An 8,586-nucleotide genomic window follows, 5' to 3' on the forward strand; every position below is an offset into this window, starting at 1 on the left:
ATGTAAGCTGTTAGATATCATATCTAATAACTAAATTTGCCCGATTAGTGTCAAATTGTCTGCAATTTTACTTTGGAGTCATTATTGTACAAAATCTTAAGTTGAGATAGAAAAAAAATTATGTTAAAGTTTTTAAGTAAATTATTTGGAAGTAAATCCGAGAGAGATATCAAGGGAATTCAGCCTGTGGTAGACCAAATCAAAGCTGAATATGAGAAGCTTTCAAATCTAACCAATGACGAGTTACGTGCCAAGACCGTTGATTTCAAAGAAAGAATTAAAAATTACCTAGCCGATATTGACCAAGAAATTGACACGCTTAAAAAAGAAGCGGATCAAGACGAGGACGATATGGCAAAGAAAACTTCTATTTACGAGCAAGTGGACAAATTGTCCAAAGACCGTGACAAGAAGTTGGAAGAGGTATTGAAGGATATTTTGCCGGAGGCATTTGCCGTGGTAAAAGAAACTTCAAGACGTTTGACAGAAAACGAAGAATTAGAAGTTACTGCCAACGATTTTGACAGAGAATTGGCTGTTTACAAATCAAACGTTATCATCAATGGTGATAAGGCGATTTGGAAAAACAAATGGATGGCTGCAGGTACTGAGGTCACTTGGAACATGGTACACTATGATGTCCAATTAATCGGTGGTATTGTATTGCACAGTGGTAAAATTGCCGAGATGGCAACCGGTGAGGGTAAAACGTTGGTAGGAACATTACCGACCTATCTAAATGCTCTTTCTGGTCAAGGCGTACACATTGTAACGGTGAATGATTACCTTGCTCGTCGTGACTCGGAGTGGAATGCTCCGTTATTTGAGTTCCATGGGCTATCTGTTGACTGTATTGATAAACATCAGCCGAATTCCCCGCAACGTCGTAAAGCTTATCAATCGGATATCGTATATGGTACGAATAACGAGTTTGGTTTCGATTATCTACGTGATAATATGGTTCAGACTCCGGACGCATTGGTGCAAGGAAAATTACACTTTGCCATGGTCGATGAGGTTGACTCCGTATTGATTGATGATGCCCGTACACCATTGATTATCTCAGGTCCGATTCCTCGTGGCGATCAACACGAATTCTACCAATTAAAACCACGTATCGAGCGTTTGGTGCATGTACAGAAAGCGTACATCAATACCGTCTTGAATGATGCTAAAAAAGCGCTGGCGGCAGGTGATTCTGACGTTGAAGGCGGCGGTTTGGCATTATTAAGAGCGTACAGAGGTTTGCCTAAAAATAAAGCATTAATCAAGTTCTTAAGCGAAGGCGCTAATCGTTCGATCTTACAAAAAGTAGAAAACTACTATATGCAAGAGCAAAATAAAAATATGCCTAAAGTAGATGCAGAACTTTATTTTGTGATTGATGAAAAGAACAACCAAGTAGAATTGACAGAAAAAGGTATCGAGTTGATTACAGCAACAGGCGAAGATCCTTCATTCTTTATTTTACCGGATGTTGGTACTGAGATTGCCGAAATTGAAAAGTCTTCGTTGACTTTGGAAGAAAAGGCAGCTCAGAAAGAAGATATGTTGCGCGATTATTCGATTAAAGCAGAGCGTATCCACTCGATCAACCAGTTGTTAAAAGCATATACCTTGTTTGAAAATGATGTTGAATATATCGTTGATGAAGGTAAAGTGAAAATTGTCGATGAGCAAACAGGTCGTATCATGGATGGCCGTCGTTACTCAGATGGTCTGCACCAGGCGATCGAAGCAAAGGAGAATGTGAAAGTAGAAGATGCGACACAAACTTACGCAACGATTACATTGCAAAATTACTTCCGCATGTACCACAAACTTTCGGGTATGACGGGTACAGCGTCGACAGAGGCCGGTGAGCTTTGGGAAATTTACAAATTGGATGTGGTAGAAATTCCGACAAATCGTGGAATCCAACGTGATGATCGTCAAGATTTGATCTATCGTACGGCCCGTGAAAAATACAATGCTGTAGCTGAAGAAATCCAACGATTGACAGAGCAGGGACGGCCAGTATTGGTCGGTACCACATCGGTTGAAATTTCGGAGTTATTGAGCCGTATGCTTCAATTACGTAAGATCAAGCATAACGTATTAAATGCGAAGTTACACCAAAAAGAAGCTGATATCGTCGCTGAAGCTGGACGCCCAGGACAAGTAACCATTGCGACGAACATGGCTGGTCGTGGTACGGATATTAAATTGACCGAAGAAGTTAAAAAAGCTGGTGGTCTTGCCATTATCGGTACCGAAAGACACGAATCTCGTCGTGTTGACCGTCAGTTACGTGGTCGTGCCGGTCGTCAGGGAGATCCAGGTTCTTCGCAATTCTTCGTTTCTTTGGAAGATAACTTGATGCGCTTATTCGCTTCAGAGAGAATCTCTAACATCATGGTGAAAATGGGTGTTGAAGAGGGCGAGGTGATGCAACATAGTATGTTGACCAAATCCATCGAACGCGCACAGCGTAAAGTGGAGGAGAATAACTTCGGTATCCGTAAACGTCTATTGGAATACGATGATGTAATGAACTCCCAACGTACCGTAATTTATTCGAAACGTAAAAATGCTTTGTTTGGAGAACGTTTAGACGTGGATTTGAACAACATGATTTTTGATGTTGCAGAAGAAATTGTCGTTGAAGCAAAAGAGCAAGGTAATTACGAAGATTTCCAAATCGAAGTAATCCGTATTTTTGCGATCACACCAGAAATTACAGCAGAAGAATTTGCACAGGGTAAAATTGAAGGCTTGACTGATCGTCTTTTTGAGCATGCAATTAACGCTTACCACCATAAAATTGAGGCCGTTGGTGCTTTGACAGTTCCTGTATTGAATAATGTATATGCGGAAAGAGGTCAGATCGTCGAAAATGTCGTTATTCCATTTACGGATGGTATCCGTGGCATTCAAGTTTCGGCGAATTTGAAAAAAGCCATCGAAAGCAACGGTAAAGAAGTTTTCAAATCTTTTGAAAAAGGAATCGTATTGGCATTAATCGATGAGGCTTGGAAAGAGCACCTGCGTGAAATGGATGATTTGAAACAATCGGTTCAAAATGCTGTTTATGAACAAAAGGATCCGATTATCATTTATAAAATGGAGGCATTTGATTTGTTTAAATCGATGTTGGCTTCAATGAATAAGGATGTCGTTAGCTTTATTTTCAAAGGAGAGATCCCTGGTCAAGAACCGACTTCTATGCAAGCGAGACAAGTACAGCAGGCTCCAGTAAAAACGATTGAAACGAAAGCTGAATTGGCTTCGCCTACAGGTGTGAGTGAGGAGGATGTGAATGAAGGTCCAAAAGAACCTGTTCGTAACGAGAATACTGTTGGACGCAATGACGAATGTCCTTGTGGTTCAGGAAAAAAATATAAAAATTGCCACGGCGCAAATAACTAATCGATAAGAAAGGTTAAACTATGCTGAAGAGAGGATTGATTTTCATACATGCACTTGTGTTGTTTGCGCTAGTTCAGGTAAACGCACAAGAAAAAGGTGGAGTAATTGTAACCAAAGATTCATTGATTACACAGCTTCAAAATTTCAGGGCAGCTATGGGGATCAATCCTGTCGAAAGCAAAGCGACAGTAGTTCCTGCTAAACCCGTTGTCCGCTCAGCGGCGACGCGGGTCAAAGTAAGGGGATTCCGTGTACAGATCTTTGCTGGATCGAATCGGAATCAGGCATTTTCGGAGCAGACACGTTTCCGAAGTATGTATAAAGATATTGATACCTATATCACCTATGATGAACCCAATTATCGCGTCAAGGTAGGTGATTTTAGAAGTCGCTCTGAAGCAAATGCCTTCATGCGCGAGTTACGTCAATATTTTAGCAACGTCTTTGTTTTTTCAGAGAACGTTTTTGTATATCAATAAATCAATCAACCTTATGGCAAGTACGAAAGAAAAAGTCCTGGCCTTAGCTCATCAATATTTTGAAGATACGGTTTCCAACCGTAGACATCTTCATCAGAATCCTGAACTTTCCTTCGAAGAATACAATACCTCGGCATTTGTAAAAAAGCAATTGGATGAATTGGGAATTCCTTATGAGGCTAAAGCTGATACGGGGATTGTCGCTTTAATCAAAGGTGACCTACCCTCAGATGAAGTTATCGCGTTGCGCGCAGATATGGATGCTTTACCAATTCAAGAAGTGGAGGGGCGTTCATATGGTTCCAACACCCCAGGAGTGATGCATGCCTGTGGCCATGATGTACATACCTCCTCACTTTTGGGGACAGCTAAAATATTGAATAGCCTAAAAGCCGAATTTGGAGGAACGATCAAATTGATCTTCCAGCCTGGCGAAGAGCGCTTGCCAGGAGGAGCTTCCTTAATGATCAAAGAGGGCGCTTTGCAGAATCCTGCCCCCTCAGCCATAATAGGTCAGCATGTGATGCCCTTTATTGAGGTAGGCAAGGTTGGTTTCCGTGAGGGAAAATATATGGCTTCCTGCGATGAACTGTTTATGACAGTCAAAGGCAGGGGCGGGCATGGTGCGCACCCGCATCAAAATATTGATCCAATTGTTATTACAGCACAGATCATTACCGCTTTGCAGCAGATTGCTAGTCGTTTTGCAGATCCACGTACACCGACTGTGCTATCTTTTGGAAAGATTATGGCCAACGGAGCTACAAATATTATTCCTGACCAGGTTTATCTGGAAGGTACATTTCGCACATTTGATGAGGAGTGGCGTGCTGAAGCACATGCGCGCATGGTAAAGATTGCTGTGAGCATTGCTGAAAGTATGGGAGCGACTTGTGAATTTGAAGTCCGTAAGGGCTATCCTTTTCTAATCAATGAGCCCCAATTGACTAAAAGTGCACGGACATTTGCAGAAGAGTATCTCGGTAAGGAAAATGTGGTAGACTTAGATCTATGGCCTGCCGCGGAGGATTTTTCCTATTATTCACAAGAAATTAATGCTTGTTTCTATCGTTTGGGTACAGGTAATGCAGCACGTGGTATCTCTTCAGCTGTCCATACGCCGACCTTTGACGTGGATGAGACTTCTTTGGAGATTAGTACGGGGTTGATGGCATACATTACCTTGCGTAGGCTCGGTTATTAAATTATATATGTCATCTCATCACATTGTTCGAGAGAATCAGGAACCTGCATTACTGATTGAAGACCTTTTCCTCATCGACGAAGAGGGCTTGGGGCAGCTGCTGGAATGGAGCCCCACAATTGTCATTGAGGCGGAAACCATCGATTTATTGGATGCGCGTGGTTATAAGTTCGATATCGTTTTTACAAAAAAATCCATTAACGATTCACAGGAAAATTTAAAGATCATTTCCTATGATAATGATTTTCTAAAGACGGCTATAGAATACCTGATAGCACATCAATACAAAGCGGTGAATATCCTGACTGATCAGCTTGATGTGGCTTATTACCAGCCCTATCTGGAGCAGATTAATATTGTGCTTATCTCTAAAGGAGTTCGCTATTGTTTTGTGACAACAGGCTTCACCAAATGGAAGCCTACAGGGGAAAGAATCCGAATTGAGGGCCTTGATGCTGATGAAAAAAACACGCACGAAGGCTTGATTAAGATCAATGACAACGAATACGAAATGGAAAAAGACGGCTTATTTGTCCTTAAATTTTCCCATATAAAATACATTTTAATAGGAGAAAAGATTGCATGATAACAATAGAATTGGCAGAACAAAGCGATATCAGAAGCATTTCAAATATGGCGCATAGTATTTGGCCTGTTACTTATGGAGAGATACTTTCACAAGATCAAATTGACTTTATGCTCGAAAAAAGCTATACCGTTGAGGGACTTGCAGAAAGTATGGTTAATGGCCAATTTTTTTATGTCTTGAAAGAAGATGGTATCGGTCAGGGATTTATTGCCTTGCGAACTCTTGAGGATCGTGTACGTATTGAAAAGCTCTATTTGATGCCCAATGTGCAAGGAAAAGGCTTCGGAAAGGCGCTGATAGACTTCGCTTCAGAAAAAACCATCTTAAAGGGTAAAGGGATTCTTGAATTGAACGTAAATAGAAATAACCCTGCTTACCATTTCTATTTGAAGCAGGGCTTTGAGATCATTGAAACGATTGATATTCCTTATTATGATTATGTTCTAAACGATTATGTCATGCAAAAAGAAGTAAAAGCTTAGGCCTGTCGCCTAATCTTTTAGTTTTTCGACCCGTGAAGGTGTTTGTTTGCCTGTTACAATTCCGGAGGTGCCTATGGCGATCGCTTCTATACTGGAAATGATATTCTGAACATTCAATGTAGACACTTCATCTTTTACGGTATGGTAATATTCATCCTTATCCATTTGGGATGTTGAAAATGAATGCGCAGGCACACCTTTGGCTGCCAATACCGCATTATCGCTTCGATAAAAGAGATTTTGTTTGGGATATGGATCAGGATAGAATCGGAAATTTGTGTTTTTTAAATTTTCCTGCATTAATTCACCAAGATTCGACTGATCGTATCCTGTAATATACACTGTATTGGGACCGAATTTGGAATCTTTTCCGATCATTTCCATATTGATCATAGTGACTACCTGGTCAGCATTGATGTGGTTGGAAAAATATTTTGAGCCATACATGCCCAGTTCTTCTGCCGTAAAAGCGACGAAAATAAGGGTCCTTTCATTATTATTTTGTTTTTTGTAGTAATCTGCCAGGGTTAACATTGCGGTCACACCTGAGGCATCGTCATCGGCGCCATTGGCAATAGAATCTTGGCCTACTGCCTGAAGGATGCCAATATGATCGTAATGTCCCGAAAAGATAACGTATTCGTTCGGTTTACTTTTCCCGGGGATGATTCCTGCCACGTTAAACAAGGGGAAATTTTGAAGCTTCCGTTCAATATGAATTTGAAAAGTTTGGGGTTTCTCCGCTGTTAAAAGGTAGACAATTGATGGTTTTTGTTTGGAGGGGTCCTCTATAAATTTAGGAGAGTTGAGCATTTGACCAAAACGCACAAAATAGCTTTCAAAGGAGGGGTCTACCAATACAAGTGTATTTTCTTTGGCTAGAGAATGTTCTCTAAATACTTTCGCAAAATCATCGCCCGATTTTATTTCGACGATGTTAAGGCTACTTCGATTATCCCACTGTAAATCAACGTGGTTTCCAAGTGAAATAACATGGTCAGCTGGGATCAGCTGCTTATTGATGGTTGCGGATTTGCTTACCGGAGAGATTTTATCCAATTGGAATGTTTGCCTGTAATTTTGTTCTGCGTAGGGGCTAAGGCCTATTCTCTTCATTTCGGCAGCGATAAAATCTGCAGCTGGTTCGATGTCTTTTGTCAAAGCCGATCTCCCACGCATATCGTCAGCGGCTAGGGTATTGAGTATGCGGCTCACATCTTGGCGTTCCTGCTCGGAAATAACTTGCTGTCCATAGCTTACTGCCGAGAGTGCAAGTAAAGATATAGACAGTATAATTTTAGGTATTGAATTCATATAAAGCTTAGTAAAGTCTGGGTGAAGATAAGGAAAATTCTACAAGCGAATTGTGCAGACAATAAACTTCCTAAAATGATCCATTTCAAATGATCCGATGACAGGCAAAACCCATCTAAGATTTCTAATGCCGTTAATACACTAAAAATTGAGGCTACTCTTAGCAACATCGACTGATTTTGAGCATCCAGGAAAGCGAACACTTTCGGAAAAAATGTAGTATATTTGACTATTAAATTGTTTGAAAATGAAAGAAGTATCTGTACAAGAATTAAAGAATAAAATCGATAACAACGAAGATTTTCAGTTGATAGACGTTCGTGAATCCTTTGAGTATGAAGTATCCAATTTAAATGGATTGAATATTCCACTTTCAGGTATACTGATCGAAGCTGATAAGATTGCGAAAGATAAACCTGTTATCGTACAATGCCGTTCTGGAAAACGTTCTGCACAGGCGATTATGTTATTGGAACAACAGGGTTTTGACAATCTTGCAAATTTAAAAGGCGGAATTTTAGCTTGGAAAGAGGAAATCGATCCAGAGTTAGACGTTTATTAAGATGAAAAATTTGGAGCATCAGACTAAGCAAGCTTTCTTGTTTAGTCTTGCTTTTTATAGCGTAGCTATTTTAGCGCGATTATTTAACCTTGGTATATTCCCCATATTAGGTAGCCTTTCCATTCTATTGTCTCTCCTATGGGTAATATTGGTTCTACGGGAAATCATGCTTTCGAGGACAATTTCTAACACAGAAAGGATGCTGATGGCTTTGACGATTGTTTTATTAAACATTGTTGGTGGAGCATTCTATTTCTTTGGCGGATGGAGACAGCGGGTATTGGGATTAATAAAAAAGTGATATGTTAAAGTATTTTTTTCTAAATATAGTGTTGAGTTTGGCTATTGTATTTTTAGTTTACAGTGGTTTTGAAGGGTATAAGGCCGGCAACATGCTGGTAACGGGATTATCCATCGCCTTTTTGGTGGTTTTGATCTATCTCCGTGTTGTTTTAAGCAAACGGGTTCGATCACTTATTCAGCAAAAAGAAAGCGGTAAACAACAACTTATTACAAAACAAAAGAAGAAGTAATAAAAAAAGCCTGCT

At 40.3% G+C, this 8,586-nt stretch carries 9 protein-coding genes; 8 read left to right on the forward strand and 1 reads right to left on the reverse strand.

From position 1 onward, the window contains the following. The first annotated feature begins 120 nt into the window (after positions 1–120). Genes secA through B4Z47_RS19990 form a run of 5 tightly spaced genes read left to right on the forward strand, consistent with a single transcriptional unit; the run spans position 121 to position 6,162 of the window. Positions 121–3,408: a preprotein translocase subunit SecA gene (secA, locus tag B4Z47_RS19970; protein WP_112375175.1), complete on the forward strand. Its 3,288-nt coding sequence runs from the start codon at positions 121–123 to the stop codon at positions 3,406–3,408. Positions 3,409–3,428: 20 nt separating this feature from the next. Next, positions 3,429–3,887: an SPOR domain-containing protein gene (locus tag B4Z47_RS19975; protein ID WP_088159759.1), complete on the forward strand. Its 459-nt coding sequence runs from the start codon at positions 3,429–3,431 to the stop codon at positions 3,885–3,887. Positions 3,888–3,900: 13 nt separating this feature from the next. After that, positions 3,901–5,091 (forward strand): M20 metallopeptidase family protein, encoded by a 1,191-nt coding sequence (locus B4Z47_RS19980; protein ID WP_112375450.1) that lies wholly within the window; start codon positions 3,901–3,903, stop codon positions 5,089–5,091. A 7-nt stretch (positions 5,092–5,098) separates the two neighbouring features. Then, the gene (locus tag B4Z47_RS19985) at positions 5,099–5,677 is read left to right on the forward strand and encodes a hypothetical protein (protein WP_070562597.1); all 579 of its coding nucleotides are present in this window, start codon (positions 5,099–5,101) and stop codon (positions 5,675–5,677) included. After that, positions 5,674–6,162, forward strand: a complete 489-nt coding sequence (locus tag B4Z47_RS19990; RefSeq protein ID WP_070562594.1) for a GNAT family N-acetyltransferase — start codon at positions 5,674–5,676, stop codon at positions 6,160–6,162. The genes B4Z47_RS19985 and B4Z47_RS19990 overlap by 4 nt, the downstream gene beginning before the upstream one ends. 9 nt (positions 6,163–6,171) lie before the next feature. On the opposite strand, the gene B4Z47_RS19995 is transcribed toward B4Z47_RS19990, so the two are convergent. Beyond that, entirely contained in the window at positions 6,172–7,476 is a 1,305-nt protein-coding gene (locus B4Z47_RS19995) for a M20/M25/M40 family metallo-hydrolase (protein ID WP_286727749.1), read from the reverse strand. Between the two features lie 247 nt (positions 7,477–7,723). Between B4Z47_RS19995 and B4Z47_RS20000 the strand changes: the two genes are divergently transcribed. Genes B4Z47_RS20000 through B4Z47_RS20010 form a run of 3 tightly spaced genes read left to right on the forward strand, consistent with a single transcriptional unit; the run spans position 7,724 to position 8,571 of the window. Next, entirely contained in the window at positions 7,724–8,038 is a 315-nt protein-coding gene (locus tag B4Z47_RS20000) for a rhodanese-like domain-containing protein (RefSeq protein ID WP_070562591.1), read from the forward strand. Between the two features lies 1 nt (position 8,039). Then, on the forward strand, positions 8,040–8,339 hold the full coding sequence (locus tag B4Z47_RS20005) for a hypothetical protein (protein WP_046672585.1): 300 nt from the start codon (positions 8,040–8,042) through the stop codon (positions 8,337–8,339). 1 nt (position 8,340) lies between these two features. Further along, the gene (locus B4Z47_RS20010) at positions 8,341–8,571 is read left to right on the forward strand and encodes a DUF6358 family protein (RefSeq protein ID WP_070562589.1); all 231 of its coding nucleotides are present in this window, start codon (positions 8,341–8,343) and stop codon (positions 8,569–8,571) included. Positions 8,572–8,586 lie beyond the last annotated feature (15 nt).

Origin of the sequence: Sphingobacterium sp. UBA2610 (assembly GCF_002339225.1) — a bacterium.
Lineage (GTDB): Bacteria > Bacteroidota > Bacteroidia > Sphingobacteriales > Sphingobacteriaceae > Sphingobacterium > Sphingobacterium multivorum.

Bases quoted from the DNA above. Each gene is read 5' to 3' on its own strand.
- B4Z47_RS19980 (WP_112375450.1), top strand. From the start codon at position 3,901: ATGGCAAGTACGAAAGAAAAAGTCCTGGCCTTAGCTCATCAATATTTT.
- B4Z47_RS20000 (WP_070562591.1), top strand. From the start codon at position 7,724: ATGAAAGAAGTATCTGTACAAGAATTAAAGAATAAAATCGATAACAAC.
- B4Z47_RS20010 (WP_070562589.1), top strand. From the start codon at position 8,341: ATGTTAAAGTATTTTTTTCTAAATATAGTGTTGAGTTTGGCTATTGTA.
- B4Z47_RS19985 (WP_070562597.1), top strand. From the start codon at position 5,099: ATGTCATCTCATCACATTGTTCGAGAGAATCAGGAACCTGCATTACTG.
- B4Z47_RS19975 (WP_088159759.1), top strand. From the start codon at position 3,429: ATGCTGAAGAGAGGATTGATTTTCATACATGCACTTGTGTTGTTTGCG.
- B4Z47_RS20005 (WP_046672585.1), top strand. From the start codon at position 8,040: ATGAAAAATTTGGAGCATCAGACTAAGCAAGCTTTCTTGTTTAGTCTT.
- secA (WP_112375175.1), top strand. From the start codon at position 121: ATGTTAAAGTTTTTAAGTAAATTATTTGGAAGTAAATCCGAGAGAGAT.
- B4Z47_RS19995 (WP_286727749.1), bottom strand. From the start codon at position 7,476: ATGAATTCAATACCTAAAATTATACTGTCTATATCTTTACTTGCACTC.
- B4Z47_RS19990 (WP_070562594.1), top strand. From the start codon at position 5,674: ATGATAACAATAGAATTGGCAGAACAAAGCGATATCAGAAGCATTTCA.